This window comes from Brotaphodocola sp. (genome assembly GCF_983179755.1).
The window spans coordinates 1-21,085 of sequence record NZ_CFAHBC010000040.1; the positions used below are offsets into that span (position 1 = coordinate 1).

Annotated in this window: 19 protein-coding genes; 17 read left to right on the forward strand and 2 right to left on the reverse strand. The window is 46.3% G+C overall.

Annotated elements, in window-relative coordinates:
* Positions 1–42 precede the first annotated feature (42 nt).
* Positions 43–528 carry a hypothetical protein gene (locus AC4EVX_RS11490; RefSeq protein WP_177976707.1) on the forward strand — a complete coding sequence of 162 codons (486 nt, stop codon included), beginning with the start codon at positions 43–45 and terminating at the stop codon, positions 526–528.
* 177 nt (positions 529–705) lie between these two features.
* Here AC4EVX_RS11490 and AC4EVX_RS11495 read toward each other — a convergent pair whose 3' ends face one another.
* The gene (locus tag AC4EVX_RS11495; protein ID WP_177976706.1) at positions 706–954 is read right to left on the reverse strand and encodes a TIGR03905 family TSCPD domain-containing protein; all 249 of its coding nucleotides are present in this window, start codon (positions 952–954) and stop codon (positions 706–708) included.
* Between the two features lie 631 nt (positions 955–1,585).
* Between AC4EVX_RS11495 and AC4EVX_RS11500 the strand changes: the two genes are divergently transcribed.
* Together AC4EVX_RS11500 and AC4EVX_RS11505 are read left to right on the forward strand one after the other, a co-directional pair.
* Positions 1,586–2,278, forward strand: a complete 693-nt coding sequence (locus tag AC4EVX_RS11500; RefSeq protein WP_490160254.1) for a 5'-methylthioadenosine/adenosylhomocysteine nucleosidase — start codon at positions 1,586–1,588, stop codon at positions 2,276–2,278.
* A 183-nt stretch (positions 2,279–2,461) separates the two neighbouring features.
* A complete protein-coding gene (locus tag AC4EVX_RS11505) occupies positions 2,462–3,535 on the forward strand; it encodes a hypothetical protein (RefSeq protein ID WP_177976704.1) in 1,074 nt (357 codons plus the stop codon).
* A gap of 169 nt (positions 3,536–3,704) precedes the next feature.
* Here AC4EVX_RS11505 and AC4EVX_RS11510 read toward each other — a convergent pair whose 3' ends face one another.
* Positions 3,705–3,971, reverse strand: coding sequence for a hypothetical protein (locus AC4EVX_RS11510; RefSeq protein ID WP_177976703.1), 267 nt, complete (start codon positions 3,969–3,971; stop codon positions 3,705–3,707).
* A 362-nt stretch (positions 3,972–4,333) separates the two neighbouring features.
* Between AC4EVX_RS11510 and AC4EVX_RS11515 the strand changes: the two genes are divergently transcribed.
* The 14 genes from AC4EVX_RS11515 (at position 4,334) to AC4EVX_RS11580 (ending at position 20,730) form a co-directional block, all read left to right on the forward strand.
* Positions 4,334–5,449 (forward strand): hypothetical protein, encoded by a 1,116-nt coding sequence (locus AC4EVX_RS11515; protein ID WP_177976702.1) that lies wholly within the window; start codon positions 4,334–4,336, stop codon positions 5,447–5,449.
* A gap of 171 nt (positions 5,450–5,620) precedes the next feature.
* On the forward strand, positions 5,621–6,229 hold the full coding sequence (gene yyaC / locus AC4EVX_RS11520) for a spore protease YyaC (RefSeq protein ID WP_177976701.1): 609 nt from the start codon (positions 5,621–5,623) through the stop codon (positions 6,227–6,229).
* 279 nt (positions 6,230–6,508) lie between these two features.
* Positions 6,509–7,891, forward strand: a complete 1,383-nt coding sequence (locus AC4EVX_RS11525; RefSeq protein WP_490160255.1) for a LysM peptidoglycan-binding domain-containing protein — start codon at positions 6,509–6,511, stop codon at positions 7,889–7,891.
* Between the two features lie 270 nt (positions 7,892–8,161).
* Positions 8,162–9,439: a DUF5711 family protein gene (locus tag AC4EVX_RS11530; RefSeq protein ID WP_490160256.1), complete on the forward strand. Its 1,278-nt coding sequence runs from the start codon at positions 8,162–8,164 to the stop codon at positions 9,437–9,439.
* A 35-nt stretch (positions 9,440–9,474) separates the two neighbouring features.
* Positions 9,475–11,466 (forward strand): transketolase, encoded by a 1,992-nt coding sequence (gene tkt, locus AC4EVX_RS11535; RefSeq protein WP_177976698.1) that lies wholly within the window; start codon positions 9,475–9,477, stop codon positions 11,464–11,466.
* A gap of 338 nt (positions 11,467–11,804) precedes the next feature.
* A complete protein-coding gene (locus AC4EVX_RS11540; protein ID WP_490160257.1) occupies positions 11,805–12,752 on the forward strand; it encodes an ROK family glucokinase in 948 nt (315 codons plus the stop codon).
* Between the two features lie 553 nt (positions 12,753–13,305).
* A complete protein-coding gene (locus AC4EVX_RS11545; protein ID WP_177976696.1) occupies positions 13,306–14,982 on the forward strand; it encodes a putative manganese-dependent inorganic diphosphatase in 1,677 nt (558 codons plus the stop codon).
* A gap of 221 nt (positions 14,983–15,203) precedes the next feature.
* Entirely contained in the window at positions 15,204–15,932 is a 729-nt protein-coding gene (locus AC4EVX_RS11550; RefSeq protein ID WP_177976695.1) for a flavin reductase, read from the forward strand.
* 23 nt (positions 15,933–15,955) lie between these two features.
* Positions 15,956–16,438, forward strand: a complete 483-nt coding sequence (locus AC4EVX_RS11555) for a shikimate kinase (RefSeq protein WP_308450856.1) — start codon at positions 15,956–15,958, stop codon at positions 16,436–16,438.
* A gap of 93 nt (positions 16,439–16,531) precedes the next feature.
* Entirely contained in the window at positions 16,532–17,794 is a 1,263-nt protein-coding gene (locus tag AC4EVX_RS11560) for a GNAT family N-acetyltransferase (protein WP_490160258.1), read from the forward strand.
* Between the two features lie 106 nt (positions 17,795–17,900).
* Positions 17,901–18,650 (forward strand): NAD-dependent protein deacylase, encoded by a 750-nt coding sequence (locus tag AC4EVX_RS11565; RefSeq protein ID WP_490160259.1) that lies wholly within the window; start codon positions 17,901–17,903, stop codon positions 18,648–18,650.
* A 26-nt stretch (positions 18,651–18,676) separates the two neighbouring features.
* Positions 18,677–19,678 carry an aldo/keto reductase gene (locus AC4EVX_RS11570; RefSeq protein ID WP_308450818.1) on the forward strand — a complete coding sequence of 334 codons (1,002 nt, stop codon included), beginning with the start codon at positions 18,677–18,679 and terminating at the stop codon, positions 19,676–19,678.
* A gap of 131 nt (positions 19,679–19,809) precedes the next feature.
* Positions 19,810–20,007, forward strand: coding sequence for a DUF951 domain-containing protein (locus AC4EVX_RS11575; protein WP_177976690.1), 198 nt, complete (start codon positions 19,810–19,812; stop codon positions 20,005–20,007).
* 150 nt (positions 20,008–20,157) lie between these two features.
* Positions 20,158–20,730, forward strand: coding sequence for a biotin transporter BioY (locus AC4EVX_RS11580; protein WP_177976689.1), 573 nt, complete (start codon positions 20,158–20,160; stop codon positions 20,728–20,730).
* The last annotated feature ends 355 nt before the right edge of the window (positions 20,731–21,085 follow it).

Below are 21,085 nucleotides of genomic sequence, written 5' to 3' on the forward strand. Positions count from 1 at the left end.
GTAGAGGGATTAAATTTCAGATAATTAGTAAGAGGAAAATTTATGAAAAAAAGAAAATATTATAAAATCATTTTGAGTATTTTTATTATGATATTAGCAATGCAGTTTAATGCATATGCGGGTGAAAGTAATGCAAAGAAACAAGGAATTGAAAGTATTGAAGTTTTAAATAGTACAAGAGGACGATTGATTTCTTCCGTAGATGTACAGATCTCAGATGAGGGAAAAGGAACTATTGGTGTATATGCAAATCTTCTTTGTCATGAAGCTATGGATGAGTTGATAATATGGGTTTATTTAGAAAGACAGGAATCAACTGGAAGCTGGATTGCAGTAAGTCATAAGCAATTTGATTGGGTCGCTGAGGATTACCCAAATGAAGATTTAAACATGGCAGTGGTATCTTATAATATTCCAAATCAGAAACGTGGTGAAAAATACCGTTTAAGATGTGTCTTTGGTGCATTTAGTGATGACTTGGGTAGTGAGAACTGGAGAGCAGCAACTGGCGCGCTGTATCTTGAATAATATTTAACTACAAATGATAATTTTTAGTGAGAGACAGTTTGTTTGAATAGTTGTAACAAGAAAGATTAAAATAAAAAAATCCCCGCCGGAAAATGACTCATCCGACGGGGATTTTTTATGTGCATAGGTGTGTAGCGTGTATGCTTTGGCAAGCAGGTCTGACCTAATTAGAGTATCTTACTGCTGAGCTGCCTTATACTGCTTTAAAGCCTGTGCAAGCTGGTCTGGGCAGGATGTAGGACGCGGACCGCAATGGATGCCCTCAATACGGCTGATTGCCTCGTCAATGTCCATACCTTCGATCAGACGAGCAACACCCTGAGTATTTCCGGAGCAACCGCCTACATACTGTACATTAACTACTTTATTGTCTTTTACATCGAAATGAATCTCTCTGGAACAAACTCCTCTAGTCTTGTAAACCATAATCTATTTTCCTCCGTATGTTGATATGAGTTTCTTCAAATATTTTTCTATTACTTTTCAAAGATATTTGGGTTGTTTTTCTTGAAAATTACGCATATTTGAAAGATAATGATAATTTTTCGCAGTGAACTGCTTAAATTTCATTATGTCATTCTCGAAAAAGATTGTCAAGGGAAGAATTCGTAGATATAATGGGATGCGCAGTGTTTCTGATTGAAGGATATGAAGAGAATGGATCAGAATTGCGCAAGGGATTCTTATGGAAGTGAGTTTGAGTAAAAAGCTCTGAGTTTTATGAGTGGGAATCGTTTATAGTTGTGCAAGAATATTTATGGTTTGTGTCAGAATGTATTTTGTGGTTGAGAAGGTTTTATTGGTGCGACAGAGGCTGAAAAGATTCAATGCGAACCCGTGTGAATCGTCGGTGCTTAGACCGTGTATTTTACGGTCTTATGCACCGCTACGATGAACCCGGAGTGAGAACGTGTTCGCATGAATTTTATTCAACCGTCGGAGCACCCTATAACCCTATAACGAAATGCAATCAAAAGCAAAAAAGAAAGTTTAACCAAGAAGAAAATTTAGCAAAAAAGAAACTTTAGTAAGGAAAAAAGAAAAGGGAGAAAAGACCATGTTAGGAATTATCGGTGCAATGGCAGAAGAAGTAGAGCAGTTAAAGCAGGATATGGCATGTCCGGAAGTGACCAAAATTGCCGGAATGGAATTTTATAAGGGAAGAATCTGTGAAAAGATGACTGTTGTCGTGAGATCTGGAATCGGCAAAGTAAATGCAGGAGTTTGCGTTCAGATTCTCGTGGACCGTTTCGGTGTTGACGGAATTGTAAATACAGGAATTGCAGGTTCCCTGCATGCAGAAATCAACATTGGAGATATGGTATTATCCACAGATGCAATCCAGCATGATGTCGATGCGACAACATTTGGATACCCGCTGGGAAAGATCCCGCAGATGGATGTACAGGCATTTCCGGCAGATGAGAAGCTCCGTGCACTCGCAAAGGAATGTTGCCATAAAGTAAATCCGGAACTCGCTGTATTTGAGGGACGCGTTCTGACCGGTGACCAGTTCATTTCCAGCAAAGAGAAGAAGAAATGGCTGATTGAGACTTTTGATGGATACTGCACAGAGATGGAGGGCGCTGCGATTGCACAGGCATCATATTTAAACCATGTTCCGTTTCTGATTGTGCGCGCGATTTCCGATAAGGCAGATGACAGCGCATCTATGGATTATGCTGAGTTTGAGAGACTGGCAGTGCTTCACAGCGTTCGCCTGACCCGCGCTTTAATTCAGGCATGCTGATGCAATAATCAAACATCTTTTATGTATCTTCAAACGTATTTTCAAACCTGTTTACATGCTTGAAAATCGTTTTTTAGCGAACTTTGACGAACGATTCTAGGCTCCCTGAACTTTCCAAAATGGACAGGAAACAGTATAATGATCCTGTTCGAACAATTCAGGAAAGAAAGGGGAGCTGTTTTTATGATGCAGTTATTGGAAACAGGGAAGGCATTGTATGTCTTAGCGGGACTCTGTCTGATGGGAATTCTGACCAGAGGACTGACCCGACGCCTCTACAAAGGATTACTGAAAGAAAGCACCAACCTCACGGTGACGAAGAATCGGACATTGAAAGAACTAAAGACAAGAGCGGAGAATGCCTACCGCGTCAATCAGGGCATGCGGGATACCGGAGCGTGGCTCGAACATCAGCTGAATGAGATGAAGATCATGGGATTTACGCTGAACGGTTGGAGCGGGCTGGCAATGCAGTGGACCTGGCTGTGTCTGCTTGCAGGAGGAACTGGCGCATTTCTCGCATACTGGTATCGTCTGGATACTTCCTGTATGGTGCTTTATGGTGCGGGCGGAATTCTGCTGGCAATGTTGACGTTGGTCTTTGACGGAGTGACGGCCGGAGTCAGAAGAGAACAGCTGATGATGGCGCTTCAGGATTATCTGGAAAATGTGATGTATCCGAGAATGGCGCGCAATCAGCCGTTGGATGGTGAAAACTCTGCATCTGGAATTCGACCGGTTCCAACTTCAAAGGGAATGCGCAGTCTGGGACGTCTGTCTCTGCGCTCAGAGATGAACAGTGAGAAAGAGGAGACGGAAAACGAGGAGACTGAGAGGGAGAATAGCAGAGAATATAGCGGATTTTCCGGAACAGTGATGCAGGGTGGTGTCAGAAATAGTGGAAGCAATGGAAATAATCGAGCAGTGTTTGGAAATGGAAAACGGCAGAGACGCGCAAATCAGGGGGTATCCGCTGAAAATAGCGATGCAATGACTTCGAGTGCTCAGAGCGAGACCTCATCAATCACAGGAATTCGTAATGCTTCCGGTCAGGCAGATTTACATACCCGTCAGGGAAGTCAGGGAAAACCCGGAGACAAGAATGGCGTTTCCGATACCGAGTATCTGAAACGCAGTCTGGAGCAGATGGCAGCGAGCCGGGAAAAGCATCGGGAAGGGACAGAGAACTGGCTGAAGGATTTAAGCCCTGAGGAGGTAGAGCTGATCGGAGATATTTTGAAGCAGTATTTAATTTAAATGAAACATGAATATTGATGTGAAATAAAAACAGGCATATCAGAGAATGTTACAAAATTTCTCTGGTATGCCTGTTTTATGTCCTTCACAGTCAGGTTTAATGTTACTTTTAATGTTGCTTTTCTTGCTGCTTTTCCTATTGCCTTTTTTATTGTTTTTATTATTTCTTTTATTCTTCAATGACATGAATTTCCAGAGAATCAAAGTCGATGGATTCAATAAAGCTGTCCTGAGTGAAGCGCGTTTTTGCATGCAACTTGAAATCATTGATGTTGGAATCCAGCCAGATCGGGCAACTCAGATCGAATTGACGACAGATGTCCTCTACTGCCTGAAAGACCATAGTGGTGCGAGACTGATTGTAATCCCCGTTTGCGATGACCGTATCTTTTATCATATGATTGTCTTTCCAGATTTTTCCCCACATACGAAACATAAAAATTCTCCCTTCTGGTTGTGGTTCGTGTTCAGGCAACATTATAGCGGAACTGAGAGGGATTGACAAGAGAGATCTTATTGCGGTTTGTGCGACGAATGGGCGGTAAGGAGATCTTTGTGCCCCTTGTGGGATATGTCATTTCGTAGTAAACTAAAGAGAAGAGAGAATGCTCGGAAAAATAAATAAATGTTACCATTTACAGGAAAAAATTTTCTAAATGGAATATGGAATCTTCCGAATAAAAAATTGCTATGTGATAGAGATATAAAGATATAAATGATACAGACAATACAGATAATTGTGGATAATACAGACGACACAGTGATGGTAGCAGATTACGGCGAGGAGGAATGGACAGAATGGCACAGACGGGAAAGGAATGCGTGGAATTTCTGGAAAATGCCAGAAATGCGGTGGAAGCGTTGGCTGTTGTGGAAGACAGAGAAAAACAGTTGATTCAGGATGAGGGAAAAAAGAAAAAACTTCTGGAGATGGAGCGCAAACAGGTTGCGGAGCTGGTCGCTCAGACAATCAAAAAGCGCAGGGATGAGATTGATTCCAGTTATGATACAGAGATCGGAAAAGCGCAGGAACAGCTCAAAAAAGCCAGAGCCAGACGGGAGAAGGCAAAAAATCAGGGAGTGAAGGAGAGAATCGCCGAGGAGACGTTTGAACTACACTCACACAACAAAGAACTGAGACTGAGAATGAAGACTGTTTTTAGACAGAATCATGTGCCGGGATTTTGCAAAAGTCGTCTGTATTACTCGCTGTTTTTCCCGAGGTGGATAAAAGAATTTCTGACTCTGCTCTTGTTTGTGGCAGTTTTGTTTGTGGCGCTGCCGTGTGGAATTTATCTTTTAATTCCGAATCACAGAACAATTTATCTTGCAGGAATTTATGCGCTTGATATCCTGATTTTTGGAGGAATGTATGTCGGACTGAGCAACCATACAAAGATGCGCTACATGGAACCTCTCAAGGAGGGACGTCAGATTCTCGATGAGATTCATGCGAATAATAGGAAAATCCGCGTGATCACTTCCACGATTCGGAAAGATCGGAATGAGTCTTTCTATGATCTGGAAAAATATGACGATGAGATTGCTAGAATCCAGCAGGAACTCAGCAGTGTGGCTCTGAAAAAGAAAGATACATTGAATACGTTTGAGAATGTGACAAAGACAATTCTTCAGGATGAGATTGAGCATAACCATGAGGCTGACCTTGTGCGTCTTCAGAATGAGTATGAGGAAGTTCGCAGTCAACTCAAGGAGACCTCGACGGAGGTGAAGGAGAGACGATTGGATCTGGCAGATCATTACAGCACCTATCTCGGGAGAGAATTTCTCGATCCGTTGAAGATTCAGGATTTGAAGGGTATGATCGAGAGGGGAGAGGCCTCCAATATCAGTGAGGCGATTGAGGTTTACCGGACGAAAGCGAAACAGAAAGCAGAGCTGGCGACAAAATAAGAGAATAAGTAAATGAGTGAAAGAATGGCGATCACAGATGCATGTTATATATGTCAGCTGTGGTCGCTTTTTTCGCATACTCCCCTATACATAATTTCCAAACTCTTTGCCTATACTAACAAAAAATGGCACAGGCGGAAAATGATGAAATTATTGAAGAGAAAATCAGAAATGAAAATAGAGGGACAGCAGGCAGAACGAAAAAACGGAAACCGATATGGGATTTATTATTTTGACTCGCGACAGAAGGGAGATGTCCGCTACTGTGCAGGGCTGATGTGCGCGATGATTGGGGAGCTTCTGAGCACGAGGGAACGAAATGGAGTTGTCTTTCTGTGCATAGGGACGGATCGCTCGACCGGGGACAGTCTCGGACCTCTGATCGGTTACAAATTGTCATCGGGAAATGTGCGAAGACTTCAGGTTGTCGGAACGCTCGAGCGCCCTGTTCATGCGATGAATCTCGAACAATATGTCCGTATGATTCACCAACGTTATCCACGCAGTGTGATCGTTGCTGTGGATGCCTCCGTCGGGAGCATGGAGCATGTCGGCTGTGTGACACTCGGGCGTGGCTCACTCCGACCGGGACTTGGAGTGGCGAAGGAATTACAGGCGGTCGGGGATATTTTTCTGACGGGCATTGTGGGTGGATATGGAAATCGCGATCCGCTGATGCTCCAGAGCGTTCGACTTTCGCTCGTTATGCAGATGGCAGATTACATCTGTGAATCGGCATTTCTTGTCGAACAGTTCCTCGAAAATCGCACCTGGATTTGACAAATTCTTTGCTTTTCCCGTGATATACTCTGCTATGATCAGACATCTGGACAGGCTAAGGTTATAATCTTGTAACTTCTTTGCAGCCTGTTCGGTTGTCAGAGTGTGTGCCAACCTAAAAAGAAATGTTTTTTTCGGTTATCTGCCGGTTATTATGCGACAGGACGGACAGGCGAGAGATGCGCAAGACAGAGCATTTGGTGTCTGACTCAGTGGCATTTCTGGAACATCTGGGACGCACTCACGGAGAAAGAAATGGCAGGATGGTGAGATTAGATTATGGGAGAATGTTATAATCCATACCCGAAGTTGCCGAAAAATATCCGGCAGATCGGGGAGCGGGACCCGGTTTTAAAGCTTTATGTCGAAGACTATGTAAATACATATTTGAGGCGTCTCTACCCGACCGGCGGACAGGATCTGCGGGTCGGACTTTTGCTGGGCGAAAATCGGGAGGAGGACGGAGTTCCCTATCTGTTTGTGGATGGGGCACTCGAGATAGAGGGCGCGTCCATCGGAGGAGAAAAAGTAGAATTTTCTGAAGAACTCTGGAAAAAGGCATATCGAGATATGGAGCAGATGTTTCCGAGACGGATCGTCCTTGGATGGTTTCTCTGCGGTGCTCCCGGAGCGATGCTCAGCCCGCTCAACTATTGGAAACAGCATGGGACGTATTTCTCCGGAAAGAATCAGCTGATGTATGTCAACAGCGGACTTGAGGGGGAGGAAGCAGTGTATACTGCCTCGGAGGACGGATTTTATAAATTGCGGGGATACAACATTTACTACGAAAAAAATCAGATGATGCAGGACTACATGGTTTCTCGAAAAGACGCAAGGCGGATTGAGAGCCAGACGAGGGACGGAGTGATCCGTGATTTCCGAAAAAAAATGGAAGAGAACCAGGTGAAGGCGGGAAAACGCAGGAGTCTGACCGGAACGCTCGGTACAGCTTGTGGGGTGCTCTCACTCGTCGTGCTTGCGGGCGGTGTCGTCATGGTGAACAATTACCACAAGATGCAACAGATGGAGGCAGTGCTCGCGTCTGTGGTGCCTGAGGGCAGTGCGGGGGACTGGACGAGAATTTTGAGAGAAAAGACCGGACAGGCAGTCGGTTCTCAGGCAGGGGGCACAGCAGATGAGGTTGAGATCGAGCATGTGCCGGGGGAAGTCTATCCGACGCTTGCAGAAATTCGGCTCGGGGATGCGGGAGACCATTCTGCGAATTCGTCAGATTCATCAAATTCGTCAAATTCACTGAGCTCGTCAGGGCATGCAGGAAGCGATGAACGTTCAGGAATGAGTGGGACGGACGGCGCAGAGGGGAGCGGACAGAGCGCAAATGGAGCGCAGACAGAATCATCGGGCCTTTCTGTGGAATCTCCAGGTGCGTCAAGTGTGTCAAGTGTGTCGAGTTCCTCAAGTGAATCAGACTCCTCAGATCTCTCAGATTCACAATCTCAGCAGGTTCAGCAGGTGTCCATTCCGTCGAATGCGATTTCTCATGTCGTGCAGACCGGAGAGACTTTGTATGGGATCTGCATGGATCGGTATCACAGCCTCGCAAATCTGGAGACGATCTGTGCGTGGAATCAGCTTGGAGATGGAAGTCATCTCTCTGTGGGGCAGAAGATTTATCTCCCACCGGAAATCAATCCGTAAACTCTTTGACCCGTATCTCAAAATGAGATATACTAGAGCGTGTTTCAAAATGTACTTTTGCATAAAGCTCTGTGCATCTATCAAAATTGCAGAGTACCACGCCTGGATCAACAGAATCAGATGTGGCAGTTTATATCTGAGAGAGAATTGCAAAGATCATTTTCGGAAACAGAAATTAATAATGAATACGAGAAAAGAGATATGAATCTGTCCGAGTAAAAATCTTATATGGAAAAATCTGACAGAATCATATTTGGGAGATAAGGAATCATGAGTGATATGAGCTCCATGAGCAGAGAAAGCAAGAAACAAAAACTGCGACAGAGGGTGATTTCAGCAGGAGCTCCGATCCCACCGGAGTTGCGTTCGGAACTTAACCCGGATGGGGAAGAGACAGCAGTCCAGGCATACAAGAAAGCGCGAAGGCGCAGGCTGATCCTTCTTGTCGCTTTGCTGGCAGTGATAGGTGGAGCAGGAGGCGGACTTTATTATTACCAGAGAAATTATCAGTATGTCAGCTATGAGACGGCGTGGCAGACCGATATGAATGAGGGAAGCCTGGTCGGATACGAAAGTTTTGGGAATAATGTACTCAAGTACACAAAGGATGGTGCTTCCTATCTGGACAATCACGGAAAGACGGTCTGGACAGAGAGCTATGAGATGAAGAATCCGATTGTCACAAAGCAGGGCGACTATGTCGCGATTGCAGACCGGCAGGGAAACAAGATCTATATTTTCGGTTCAACCGGAAAAGTCGGGGAGGCATCGACGGTGCTTCCGATCAGCAAGGTGACGATCTCGGGAACAGGGATTGTTGCGGTGGTTGTCGAGGATTCTACCGCGAGTTACGTCATGTTTTATGACCGTGATGGAAGCTCTCTTCAGGTAGGAATTAAGACGATCATTTCGGGAGATGGATATGTGCTCGGGGAGGCACTCTCGGAGGACGGTACACAGCTGATGTGTTCCGTTGTGTATATCAAGAACGGCGAGCTGAAAAACCGCGTGGTATTTTATGATTTTTCTGAGGTCGGAAAAAATGTTCCGGATCGAATTGTCGGAGGATTTGACGATCCGTTTGACGGAACGATTGTCCCGCGTGTGTTCTACATGAACAATTCCTACTCCTGTGCGATTTCGGGAAAGGGGCTGACATTCTTTTCGACGGAAAACATCGCGTCCCCGGCGCTTGTGGCTCAGATTCCGGTGGAGTCGGAGATTCAGAGCGTTTGTTACAACAAGGAATATGTGGCGATGATTTTAAAGAATCCTTCGGGAGAATATACGAGCAGTCTTCAGCTCTACCGAAAAGACGGAAGTCATATGTTTACGAAAGATTTTACCTATGAGTATACTCACCTTGATATTGACGATAATTTGATTATTCTGTATAATGAGAATTCATGTGAGATCTTTAATATGGCGGGGGTTCAGAAGCTGTATGCCACATTTGATTTTACGGTTTCAAAGATACGAAAAGGTAGATTTCCGAACACTCTTGTAGTGTCCGGACCGCAACAGATGCGGGAGATCAAGTTAAGGTAACAAAATTACACAACCACCCCAAAGGAGGATTACCAATGAGTACGATTGATACGTTGTCAGTTAATGCGATCCGTGTGTTATCAGCAGATGCGATCCAGAAGGCAAATTCCGGTCACCCGGGACTTCCGCTTGGATGCGCTCCGACTGCCTATGAGCTGTGGATGAACCACATGAACCACAATCCGGCAGACCCGAAGTGGGCAAACCGCGACCGCTTTATTCTTTCTGGAGGACACGGCTCGATGTTGCTGTATTCTCTGCTTCACCTGTTTGGATACGGAGATCTTTCCAAGGAAGATCTGATGAATTTTCGTCAGCTCGGCTCCAAGACCGCAGGTCATCCGGAGTACGGTCATACTGTAGGCGTTGAGGCTACGACCGGACCGCTCGGAGCAGGTATGGGAATGGCAGTCGGCATGGCGATTGCAGAGGCACATCTCGCAGAGGTGTTCAATAAGGAAAATTATCCGGTAGTGGATCACTACACCTTTGTTCTCGGCGGAGATGGATGCATGATGGAGGGAATCTCCTCCGAGGCATTTTCACTTGCAGGAACACTCGGACTTGGAAAATTAATCGTACTCTATGATTCCAACCAGATTTCTATCGAGGGAAGCACGGATATTGCATTTACCGAGAATGTACAGGAGCGTATGCAGGCATTTGGATTCCAGACTCTGACTGTGGAGGACGGAAATGATCTGACTGCAATCGGAAATGCAATCGAGGAGGCAAAGGCAGATTTGAGCAGACCGTCCTTCATCACGATCAAGACCCAGATCGGATACGGATGCCCGGCAAAGCAGGGCAAGGCAAGCGCTCACGGTGAGCCTCTTGGTGTGGAGAATGTGGCAGAGCTGAGAAAGTTCCTCGAGTGGCCGTGTGAGGAGCCGTTTGAGGTACCGAAGGAAGTTTATGAGAACTTCAGCAGAGCAGGTGAAGAAAAGGCTGAGGCTGAGGCAGAGTGGAAAGCTATGTTTGCTGGATACTGCGAGGAGTATCCGGAGATGGAAGCACTCTGGAACCAGTATTTTGACGGAAAGGAAGCCGTTAAGAAGGCACTCTGGGAGGATGAGAGCTTCTGGGCACAGACTGAGAAGCCGGAGGCAACCCGTAGCCTTTCTGGAAAGGTCATCAATCGCCTGAAAGATCTGATGCCGAACCTGATGGGCGGATCTGCGGATCTGGCACCGTCGAACAAGACCTATATGAACGGCGAGGGAGATTTCTCGAAGGAGAACCGCGCAGGACGCAACATGCACTTCGGTGTTCGTGAGCTTGCAATGACCGCGATCGGAAACGGAATGATGCTTCACGGTGGTCTTCAGTCTTATGTCGCAACCTTCTTCGTATTCAGCGATTACACGAAGCCGATGGCACGTCTGTCTGCTCTGATGAAGACTCCGCTGACCTTCGTATTCACACACGACAGCATCGGTGTCGGTGAGGATGGTCCGACCCATGAGCCGATCGAGCAGCTTGCGATGTTCCGCGCAATGCCGAACTTCCATGTATTCCGTCCATGTGATGCCGTGGAGACTGCATCCGCATGGTACAGCGCAGTGACTTCTGAGACGACTCCGACCGCTCTCGTTCTGACGAGACAGAACCTGACCCCGATGGCAGGAAGCAGTCGTGAGGCACTTAAAGGTGCTTATGTACTTGATGACTGTGAGGGAACTCCGGAGCTGATCCTGATGGCTTCCGGTTCTGAGGTAGAGCTGGCTGTGAAGGCAAAGGAAGTTTTGAGCGCAGAGGGCAAAAAAGTCCGTGTCGTATCCATGCCGTGTATGGATCTGTTCGAGGAGCAGAGCGAGGAGTACAAGGAGTCCATTCTTCCGAAGGCAGTTCGCAAGCGTGTTGCAATCGAGGCACTCAGCGACTTCGGATGGGGACGCTATGTAGGTCTTGATGGTGCTTATGTGACGATGACTGGATTCGGAGCAAGTGGTCCGGCAAAACAGCTGTTTGAGCACTTTGGCTTCACGGTTGAGAACGTTGTGGAGACCGCACGCAAGCTCGGCTAATTTCCGCAAGGTTCACCATTCACCATTTGGCAATTAAGCATTAAGGTTTGAAAAATTAAAAAATTCGTTTTTGCCGAGAGACCGTCTGGATGGAGAAATTCTGTCCGGGCGGTTTTTCATATGATAGGAAATTGTGTCCTATCATATAAAAAAAGCTCCGCTAGAATGCGCCAAGGCACATTTTTTTCAGTTGTTCGGGTATGCGATTTTATACTTGCAATCAGAGTGGCTTTCTTTTATAATCAAGCCGAGAAGACTTGTGATGTTTGACACATGGTTTACAGAAAAACAGAGTTGTTTTGGGATCTGAAAAATGGAGAAGGAGAGGGAGTAAGGATATGGAGAAGAAAAAGTGTATTGGAGTCGATATTGGCGGAACTTCGGTGAAGTTGGGACTGTTTGAGAAAGATGGAACACTGATTTTCAAGTGGGAGGTTCCGACCAGAAAGGAAGAGGGCGGACGTTACATCCTTGAGGATGTGGCAGATTCCATTCGTCGTGTCCTGATTGAAAAAGAAATCCATAAAGATGAGATCGTTGGTGCCGGAATGGGAGTACCAGGACCGGTGATGCCAGATGGCTATGTAGAGGTTTGTGTTAATCTTGGATGGCACGATTTAAATCCGCAGAAGGTGCTCAGTGATCTTCTTGACGGAATTCCGGTTAAGAGCGGAAACGATGCAAACGTGGCAGCGCTCGGTGAGATGTGGCAGGGCGGTGGTATGGGATACACCGACATCGTCATGGTAACGCTTGGAACGGGCGTCGGCGGTGGCGTGATCATCGATGAGAAGATCATTGCCGGTAAGCATGGTCTCGCTGGTGAGATCGGTCATATCCACGTTCGCGATGAGGAGACGGAGCACTGCAACTGTGGCGGTGTTGGATGTCTTGAGCAGGTTGCAAGTGCAACCGGAATTGCGAGAGAGGCGCGCAGAAAGATGAAGGCGACGGATACCCCGTCTGCTCTGCGCAAGTTTGGCGATGATGTGACCGCAAAAGATGTTCTCGATGAGGCAAAGAATGGAGATGATCTGGCGCTTGAGGTTGTGGAGACGGTTGGACGTTATCTTGGACTTGTTCTGGCACAGCTGGCAATGACTGTGGACCCGCAGATGTTTGTCATCGGCGGAGGTGTATCAAAGGCAGGTCAGTTCCTGATCGATGTCATTGATAAATATTATCGTCATTACACTCCGATCTCAGAGAACAAGGCAGTGCTTGGTCTTGCAAAGCTCGGAAATGATGCTGGAATCTACGGAGCAGCTCGTCTGGTTTTGGACTAAAAATACAAGAAAATGAGAAACGAGAGTCCGGCTTGCCGGGCTCTTGTGTTTCAAATGGCTTTCATGTTCAAGTTATGTTTAAGTAAATTTGGGTTTTCAATTTATGGAAGCGTTATGGAAGAAAAACGGGGTTAAAAGGTCTCAAATATAACTCAGAGTGGATATCCCCCTCCTCTTTAGGTGGGGGTATCACAGGTCTTCTCAGTAGGGGAGACAATCCCCTTCTGAGTTATACGCTCCGCGAGGGTGCAAAGCGCCAGTGGCGCTTGTTATGCACCGACCGCAGTAAAACAGAGAAACGCAGTAATTCTGATAGAAAGATCTCAGAAAATGAGGAGACCCCGGCAGATTCTCATCCGACCGGGGCAATTATGAAAAATCTATGTGCAATTTGATGGTTAAATCAAGTTACATCCAATGTTTTCTATGTATTTAGTATATGGAACAATTATGAATAAAATATGAACACAATGTAAACAGATTGTGAAAACAGGACAATTTTAGCGAATGAAAATTAAAAAAATTGTGAAATATGCAAAATAAGGAGGAAATTATGCTGGACGAAAAAAAGCGAAAGACGATCGTAATTGGACATAAGAACCCGGACACGGATTCGATCTGTTCTGCGATTTGTTATGCAAAGATGAAACAGAAACTGACGGGGATGGAGTATGAGCCATGCCGCGCCGGACATGTAAATGCGGAGACACAGTTTGTGCTGGACTACTTTGGTATTGAGCCTCCGCGCCTTGTGGAAAATGTCAAGACGCAAGTCAAGGATATTGAGATCCGTAGAACGCAGGGCGTAGACCGAAACATCTCTCTGAAGAAGGCATGGAATCTGATGCAGGATGAGAATGTTGTCACCCTGCCAGCAGTCAGCGAGGGCGGAGTCCTCGAAGGTCTGATCACCGTAGGCGATATTGCAAAATCTTACATGAGTATTTATGACAGCGATGTTCTTTCCAAGGCAAAGACTCAGTATAAAAATATTTTGGAGACTCTTGATGGAACGATGGTAGTCGGAGATGAGAACGACTATTTTGATCAGGGAAAGGTTCTGATCGCCGCTGCAAACCCGGATCTGATGGAGTATTACATTAAGCCTCATGACCTTGTCATCCTCGGAAACCGTTACGAGTCCCAGCTGTGTGCGATTGAGATGGAAGCAGACTGTATCATCGTGTGCGAGGGTGCAGGTGTTTCAATGACGATCCGCAAGCTCGCTCAGGAGCGCGGTTGTGCTGTGATTACGACGGCTTATGACACCTACACGGCAACCCGTCTCGTCAACCAGAGTATGCCGATCAGCTATTTCATGAAAACGGAGAACCTGATCACATTTGAGGATACCGATTACATTGACGAAATCAAGGAAGTGATGACAAGCAAGCGTCACCGTGATTTCCCGATCCTTGATAAAAATGGAAAGTATAAGGGAATGATCTCTCGTCGAAATCTTCTCGGCGCAAGAGGAAAACGCATTATTCTTGTTGATCACAATGAGCGTGCGCAGGCAGTAAATGGAGTTGAGAATGCAGATATTCTCGAGATTATCGATCATCACAAGCTCGGAACCGTGGAGACGATCTCACCGGTATTTTTCCGCAATCAGCCTCTTGGATGTACGGCGACGATTATTTACCAGATGTACAACGAGAACAATTTGGAGATCGACCGCGAGACCGCAGGTCTTCTGTGCAGTGCAATCATTTCCGATACACTTCTGTTCCGCTCCCCGACCTGTACAGAGACAGACCGCGTGGCAGGTCTTGCACTTGCGTGTGCAGCAGGAATTGATATCGACAAGTATGCAGCCGATATGTTTGCGGCAGGAAGCAATCTTAAGGGAAAGAGCGAGCAGGAGATCTTTTATCAGGATTTCAAGCGCTTCTCCGCAGGAAAGGTAGCTTTCGGTGTTGGTCAGATCAGCTCGCTGAATGCGGACGAGCTTGAACAGCTGAAAAAACGTCTTGCTCCGTACATGGTCAAGGTACAGCAGGAACATGGTCTCGATATGCTCTTCTTCATGCTGACGAATATTCTGACGCAGTCGACAGAGCTTCTGTGCCAGGGTTCGGGCGCAGAGTCGATGATTCTCAAGGCCTTCCATATGGAACAGCAGGAGCCGGAGCATTTGGACGCAAAAGAGTGTGCAGTGACACTTCCGGGTGTGGTTTCGAGAAAAAAACAGCTGATCCCGGCAATTATGATTGCGTGCGAGGCATAAATAGTATACCGTACATGAATTTGGTACCGTGCATGCATGGATAGAAAGTAGGAAAATAGAAAGTTTCTGAACGGAAAAATTATGCACGGATGAAAAATTGTGCTGGATAAAGAAGCCTAAAAGATTTATAGTTATACTCATAGAATCAAAAAAGAGACAAAAAGAAACACAAAGTAATAAAGAATAACAGAATCAGGATAAGAAAAAATCAGGAGGATTATATGGGAAGACAGTACTGGCGGGGAGGAAATATGCTGTATCCGGTTCCGGCTGTGATGGTCAGCTGCATGAGACCGGGAGAGCGCCCGAATATCATTACGGTGGCATGGGCGGGAACGGTATGTTCTGCCCCGGCAATGCTTTCCATCTCTGTGAGAAAGGAGCGCTACTCTCACAGCATCATTGAGGAGACCGGGGAGTTTGCCGTGAATCTGGTCAATAAAGAGTTGACATTTGCGACGGATTACTGCGGGGTGCGTTCGGGGCGAGATGTGGATAAGTTTCGGGAAATGAAGCTGACGGAACAGCCGTCCAGGTACATCAGCGCTCCCGGAATTGCAGAGAGTCCTCTGATTCTGGAGTGCAAAGTGAAACAACAGATTCCGCTTGGCACTCACGACATGTTTCTCGCGGAAGTGGTCGGCGTTTCTGTGGATGAGCGTTACATAGATGAGAAGGGAACGTTTCATCTGAACGACGCAAAGCTGACCGCGTATTCTCATGGAACGTATTTTGAACTTGGAGAGGCACTTGGAACCTTTGGTTTTTCCGTGCGCAAAGACAAGAACAAAAAAGATACGAAAAACACCAAGGGCACCAAAGAGATAAAAAATACGAAAGACGCGAAAGACAAAAGAGACATCAGAATGAGTTCCGGGAAAAATGGTTCTGGGAAACCGGATTTTAGAAAACCTGCGAAAAAGTATGCAGACAGGAGGAAAATTAAGTGAGGACAAATATTACTCTGATTGGAATGCCGGCATCAGGAAAAAGTACGGTCGGTGTTCTTCTTGCAAAACGACTTGGATATTCCTTTGTGGATGCAGACATTGTCATTCAGGAGAAGACCGGAAAATTGCTTAAGGAAATCATTGCAGAGCAGGGAACGGACGGATTTCTGAAAGTGGAGGAAAACGTCAATAGTGAGCTGGATGTACAGCGCTCTGTGATTGCTCCGGGAGGAAGTGTGATCTACGGACCGAAGGCGATGAAACATCTGAAGGAGATCAGTGTGGTTGTCTATCTGAAACTGTCCTATGAGGATGTAAAAATGCGTCTTGGAGATCTGAAAGACCGCGGAGTCGCACTCAAAGATGGAATGACGCTCAAGGATCTCTATGACGAGAGAATTCCGCTCTACGAGAAGTATGCGGATATTACGATCGATGAAACCGGAAAAAGTGCAGGAGTGATTGTCGATGAGCTGAGAACGATGATGGAACACGCCGGCAAGTGATGGAATTGAAAGTCGATTGGAAAAAAAGTTCATCGAGTTAAAGTCGATCAGATCGAGATCGATCTCATGGAGCCGGAACAAGGAGGAAGGACAATGCCGGAATATTTGGATGATGCACAAAAACAGGAGACGAGAGAACTGTGGGAGGGCATCTTTTCGGAGGATTCTCGTTCCTTTGTGGATTACTATTACAGGGAGAAGATGAAGGATAACCGGGTGCTTGCAATTCGGGAAGACGGAGTTTTGCAGGCGATGCTTCACCAGAATCCCTATCTGCTTGCAGTCGGAAAATGGCGGTGGAGAGTGGATTATCTCGTAGGAGTTGCGACCCGTCCGGAGAAGCGTCATCAGGGATATATGAGGCGTCTCTTGACCGTGATGATGGCGGAGATGAGGACGGAGAAAATGCCGTTCTGTTTTCTGATGCCGGCGAGTGAGGCGATTTATCTGCCGTTTGGATTTACCTTTATTTTTCGTCAGCCCAAGTGGAGACTTCGCAGTTTGGGATCTGGTTCTGACTCTTTTTCGGAGGGATTTGCGAGAAAGCAGGTTCTTTGTAAGGGAGATCTTAATATCGGAGAAGATTATAGCCGTCCAGGCAGGCGCGGTTATCTCGGAGAACTGGCGAAATGGATGAACCAATGGTTGTCTGTACGCTATCCGGTCTATGCCGTGCGCGATGAGGCATACCTCAGACGCCTTTTTCTGGAACTCGCATCGGAGAATGGAAGTTTTGATGTTTTGATGGATCGCCATGGAATTGCAGGCATGCAGGCATTCTGGGGGATTGATGAGGTCGAGCAGAGACTGTTGTACGGAAAAGAGCCGTATGTGGAGGAAGAAAAAGACACTGAGAAACCTGCAATTATGGCAAGAATCATCACACCGGAAGTTTTTGTGAAAGCAATTCATCTGAGAAGTGAAGAGCGGGAGGATGAGAGGGCGATTCGCCTTTATCTCGAAGATCCGCTGATTCCGGAAAATGACGGGCTTTGGATCTGGCATTTGAATCATGAGATGTCCTGGATGGAGCGAGGGGAGAACGACAAAAAGTGGATAACCGAAGGATCTGCGGATTGTGGAAAACTCGATGAAAAATCCATTGTGGAAAAGTGCGAGAAAACGGGACTGTGCAAAACATCCGGGATTAAGGACAGTGCAAAAGCCGCAGGAATTTCGGGCGAGACTATTTGTGAGTATAAACATAAGACAGAGTGTGAATGTGAGTGGGATCTGTGCATGAGTATTGCAGAGTTCACCTCATGGCTGTTTGGATACTCGGTTCCGGCAGTTGTCGGTGAGTGGGACAAAGTCGTGGAACCGTTGAAAGGCGTTTTCCTGGACGAAGTGGTTTGATGTGGATACCTGCGCAATATAGGTGGTGTCTTTACAACACAGGTAACGCAGAACGTGTAACAAGGTGATGGTAAACAGAAATCAGATCGGAGAAGGAGGTTCTGTTATGAGAGAGAGGAGAGAGGATCCGAATCTGGCAGAGAAGATCGCATGCCTGAAAAAATGGATTGACGAGAGCGATAACATTGTGTTTTTCGGCGGGGCAGGAGTCTCGACGGAGAGCGGAATCCCGGATTTCAGAAGTGTTGACGGACTTTACAATCAACAGTATGACTATCCGCCGGAGACGATCATCAGCCATAGCTTTTATCAGAGAAATCCGAAAGAATTTTACCGTTTCTATAAGAACAAGATGATCTTCCCGTCTGCAAAGCCGAATCCGGCACATTTGGCACTTGCAAAGCTGGAGCAGGAGGGCAGGCTGAAGGCAGTCATCACCCAGAATATTGACGGACTTCATCAGCTCGCCGGGAGTAAGGAAGTGCTTGAACTTCACGGCTCGGTTCACCGGAATTTCTGTACGCGGTGCGGAAAGTTTTATACACTCGATCAGATTCTTGCGATGGATGGGATCCCGTACTGTGAATGTGGTGGAATCATCAAGCCGGATGTCGTGCTCTACGAGGAGGGGCTTGACCAGCAGACTTTGAAGAAGGCGGTCTCCTATATTTCTCAGGCAGATGTTCTGATTATCGGGGGAACGTCACTGACGGTTTATCCGGCAGCGGGACTCATCGATTATTACCGTGGAAAGAAACTGGTTCTGATTAATCGTGATGTGACGCCGATGGACAGCCGGGCAGATCTCGTTGTCAGCGGGAAAATCGGGGAAATTTTTTCAGAACTTAACTTATAAATAATAAGACAAGGGGGATTTACAACATGCAGACCTATCAGGCAGATGAGAAACGCTATGACAAGATGGAGTACAAGAGATGTGGAAAAAGCGGAATTCTGCTTCCACGACTTTCACTTGGACTCTGGCAGAATTTCGGACTTGAGAAGACTTTGGATGAGCAGAAGGAAATTATTTTCCATGCGTTTGATCTGGGAATCACACATTTCGATCTGGCAAATAACTATGGTCATCCGGCAAGAGGTCTTGCGGAGGAGAATTTCGGAAAGATCCTGCATGAAAATATGGAAGCTTACCGGGAGCAGATGCTGATTTCTACAAAGGCAGGGTATGATTTCTGGCCGGGTCCCTATGGAAACTGGGGATCTCGCAAATACCTGATGTCGAGTCTGGATGCAAGTCTGAAGAGAATGAAGCTCGACTATGTGGATATTTTCTACCATCATCGTCCAGACCCGGAGACTCCGATCGAGGAGACGATGGGAGCATTGTCTGATATGGTGCGTCAGGGAAAGGCACTCTATGTCGGCATTTCCAACTATAACGCACAGCAGGCGCAGGAAGCCATTCAGATTTTGAAGGAAAACAAGACTCCTTGTCTGATCTGTCAGCCTCGCTACAACATGTTTGAGCGTTGGGTTGAGGATGGACTTCTGAACGTGTTAGACCGCGGAGGAGTCGGCTGTATCGCATACAGCACGCTTGCACAGGGCGCGCTGACGAACAAATATCTGCATGGAATCCCGGATGGCTCCCGTGCTTCCCGTGAAGGAACGAGCATTGCCGGAAGATACCTGTCGGAGAGCAAGCTGGAGAAAGTTCGCAAGCTCAATGAGATTGCACAAGATCGTGGTCAGAGTCTGGCGCAGATGGCGATTGCCTGGGTAATGCGCCGTCCGGAGGTCACGAGTGTGCTGATCGGGGCAAGCCGTACCTCTCAGCTTGATGACAACGTGGCGGTTCTGACCCACCATGATTTCACTCAGGATGAGCTTGATGCAATCGATGCAATTCTCGCAGAAAAATAATTGAGTAGAAGAAAATTAAGTGGGATTAAGCAGGGAACGAAAACTGGACGAGTTTAGAATAAGTTCACGTCAAGTTAAAGAAGCGTTATTAGTTATTTAAGCGATTAAGGAAGAGACAGGACAGACGAAACATGGATCAGAAGTGGAATTTTGAAGTTGGAGATGTTGTAAAATTAAAGAAACCGCATCCATGCGGAAGTCAGGAATGGGAAATATTGCGGGTTGGCGCAGATTTTCGTCTGAAATGCATGGGATGCGGACATCAGATTATGGTGGAGCGCAAACTGGTGGAAAAAAATGCCAGAGCGCTGAAAAAGAAGGAAGCGTAGTGAAATTTGTAATAAAAGCGTAGTTGTTCTCCGTTTTTTGGATACAGATTGTTAACTGAAAATGATTTGTTGGTTGACAATAATCCCGACTCTGTTTATAATGGGGGTTATTGTAAGAAATGTTTACAACTCTTCAGGAGGACAATTTGTATGGAAAAGACAATTTCTGGTGAAACACAGAGAAAAGGATTGTCGACGAAACAGATTGCGCTGATTGGTCTGATGACAGCGGTGACTTGTGTCGCAGGACCACTTGCAATTCCGATTCCGTTTAGCCCGGTACCGATTTCGTTTACAAACCTTGTGATTTATCTGGCGCTGTATGTGCTTGGAATGAAAGCGGGAACCTTAAGCTACCTTGTTTATCTGCTCCTCGGATTTGCAGGACTTCCGGTATTTTCCGGATTCAGCGGTGGCGTGGCAAAAGTGGCAGGACCGACAGGTGGATACCTGGTTGGCTTCATTTTCCTCGCAATCGTTACCGGTTTTCTGTTCGATCACTCTTCTGGAAACCGTGTGATTGAGGTTGTTGGAATGGTGATTGGACTTGCAATCTGCTATATTTTCGGAACTGTATGGCTGTCTGCACAGCTCGGACGTACCTTCATTGAGGGACTGAGCGTTGGCGTAATTCCGTATCTGCCGGGAGATGCTGTGAAGATTATTCTGGCAGTTGCATTTGGACCGAGACTGCGCCGGGAGGTTCGCAGACTGGATCGCTAGAATTAAGGGCAAAATCGATGCTTGTGTCGACGTGGATTTAAGTACTCACTATAGGGCTGTCAAAGAGACTGCATTTTGAGGCGAAAATCCGGTAAGTCGGATTCTTTTTCATGAGAGGATTATCTGTCAGAATACATTTACATGTTTGAAGTGTATTTCTGACAGAAGTTCTCTTTTTTTGTGTGTGGAAAACCTACGTTTTTTAAAGAAAAATCGTGAAAAAAGTACTTGCAATTATAAAATGTTTCTGTTAGAATAGTTACTCGTGACACAATAAATCCTTGCTCTTGAAAATGGAATTCAAGGGCCAGAGACCACAAGGAGGTAAAGCAATGAACAAATACGAATTAGCAGT

Coding starts and splice junctions, on each gene's coding strand:
- AC4EVX_RS11565 (WP_490160259.1), top strand. CDS start 17,901: ATGAGAGAGAGGAGAGAGGATCCGAATCTGGCAGAGAAGATCGCATGC.
- AC4EVX_RS11510 (WP_177976703.1), bottom strand. CDS start 3,971: ATGTTTCGTATGTGGGGAAAAATCTGGAAAGACAATCATATGATAAAA.
- AC4EVX_RS11545 (WP_177976696.1), top strand. CDS start 13,306: ATGCTGGACGAAAAAAAGCGAAAGACGATCGTAATTGGACATAAGAAC.
- AC4EVX_RS11525 (WP_490160255.1), top strand. CDS start 6,509: ATGGGAGAATGTTATAATCCATACCCGAAGTTGCCGAAAAATATCCGG.
- tkt (WP_177976698.1), top strand. CDS start 9,475: ATGAGTACGATTGATACGTTGTCAGTTAATGCGATCCGTGTGTTATCA.
- AC4EVX_RS11580 (WP_177976689.1), top strand. CDS start 20,158: ATGGAAAAGACAATTTCTGGTGAAACACAGAGAAAAGGATTGTCGACG.
- AC4EVX_RS11555 (WP_308450856.1), top strand. CDS start 15,956: ATGCCGGCATCAGGAAAAAGTACGGTCGGTGTTCTTCTTGCAAAACGA.
- AC4EVX_RS11560 (WP_490160258.1), top strand. CDS start 16,532: ATGCCGGAATATTTGGATGATGCACAAAAACAGGAGACGAGAGAACTG.
- AC4EVX_RS11490 (WP_177976707.1), top strand. CDS start 43: ATGAAAAAAAGAAAATATTATAAAATCATTTTGAGTATTTTTATTATG.
- AC4EVX_RS11530 (WP_490160256.1), top strand. CDS start 8,162: ATGAGTGATATGAGCTCCATGAGCAGAGAAAGCAAGAAACAAAAACTG.
- AC4EVX_RS11495 (WP_177976706.1), bottom strand. CDS start 954: ATGGTTTACAAGACTAGAGGAGTTTGTTCCAGAGAGATTCATTTCGAT.
- AC4EVX_RS11540 (WP_490160257.1), top strand. CDS start 11,805: ATGGAGAAGAAAAAGTGTATTGGAGTCGATATTGGCGGAACTTCGGTG.
- AC4EVX_RS11505 (WP_177976704.1), top strand. CDS start 2,462: ATGATGCAGTTATTGGAAACAGGGAAGGCATTGTATGTCTTAGCGGGA.
- AC4EVX_RS11515 (WP_177976702.1), top strand. CDS start 4,334: ATGGCACAGACGGGAAAGGAATGCGTGGAATTTCTGGAAAATGCCAGA.
- AC4EVX_RS11570 (WP_308450818.1), top strand. CDS start 18,677: ATGCAGACCTATCAGGCAGATGAGAAACGCTATGACAAGATGGAGTAC.
- AC4EVX_RS11575 (WP_177976690.1), top strand. CDS start 19,810: ATGGATCAGAAGTGGAATTTTGAAGTTGGAGATGTTGTAAAATTAAAG.
- AC4EVX_RS11500 (WP_490160254.1), top strand. CDS start 1,586: ATGTTAGGAATTATCGGTGCAATGGCAGAAGAAGTAGAGCAGTTAAAG.
- yyaC (WP_177976701.1), top strand. CDS start 5,621: ATGAAAATAGAGGGACAGCAGGCAGAACGAAAAAACGGAAACCGATAT.
- AC4EVX_RS11550 (WP_177976695.1), top strand. CDS start 15,204: ATGGGAAGACAGTACTGGCGGGGAGGAAATATGCTGTATCCGGTTCCG.